Source organism: Psychromonas antarctica (assembly GCF_022267535.1).
In the GTDB taxonomy this organism is placed as follows: Bacteria; Pseudomonadota; Gammaproteobacteria; order Enterobacterales; family Psychromonadaceae; genus Psychromonas; species Psychromonas antarctica.
On sequence record NZ_JAHNZV010000263.1, the window covers coordinates 1 to 917 of the forward strand.

1 protein-coding gene is annotated in these 917 nt (G+C 39.3%); it reads left to right on the forward strand.

The genetic code is table 11. The annotated features are described in order from the left end of the window. Nucleotides 1-912 (forward strand): IS1595 family transposase (locus KSO91_RS17385; protein ID WP_238744272.1); only part of this gene is annotated, 912 nt, incomplete at its 5' end. Nucleotides 913-917 lie beyond the last annotated feature (5 nt).

Genomic DNA, 917 nt, shown 5'->3' on the forward strand with positions numbered 1-917 from the left:
AGTTTGCCTGATTTATTCAAGAATTACGGTACAGAAGCTCAGTGTATAAATGCTCTTTTTAAATGGAAATGGCCAAATGGATTTATTTGCCCTGCTTGTTCATCAACAAGTTATTGTTCATTGAAATCAAGAAAGTTATATCAATGCAACCATTGCCACCATCAAACTTCTGTGACGACTAATACTATATTTGAAAACTCGAAGTTACCGTTAACCATTTGGTTTTTAAGTGTTCATTTGATAACTCAATCTAAAATTGGTATCTCTGCCTTATCGCTTAAACGACAGGTTGGCGTCTCTTATAATACCGCTTGGCGTATAAAGCAAAAGATCATGCAGGTTATGAAAGAGCGAGATGATAAACGTCAGCTATCAGGTATTGTTCAAATTGATGATGTTTATTATGGCGGTGAGTTACATGGTGGTAAACGAGGCAGAGGTTCAGAAAATAAAACGCCCTTTATTGCAGCAGTGTCCACCAATGAGAAAGGTCATCCGATTTATATGAACTTCAATGTGGTGAAAGGTTTTCGCTTATCAGAGGTTGCACGTTGGGCTAAGAAGCATTTAGCAGAAGGTGGTGTTGTGGTATCAGATGGTCTTGCCTGTTTTGCAGCTGTAACCGAAGCCAAATGTGAACATTTTAGTACCGTCACGGGTGGTGGCCCCGAAAGTGTTACCAAAGAACAGTTTATTTGGGTTAACACTATGATCGGTAATGTAAAAAACTCAATAACAGGAACTTATCACTCGATTAACGCAAAGCATTTACCCAGGTATTTAGCTGAATATTGTTATAGATTTAATCGTCGTTTCACGCTTGAGGATATGCTGCCTCGGTTTATGTTCGTTGCCTTACGTACTCCGCCTATGCCACAACGCTATTTAAGCATGGCTGAGCTTTATGGGTAATCAGG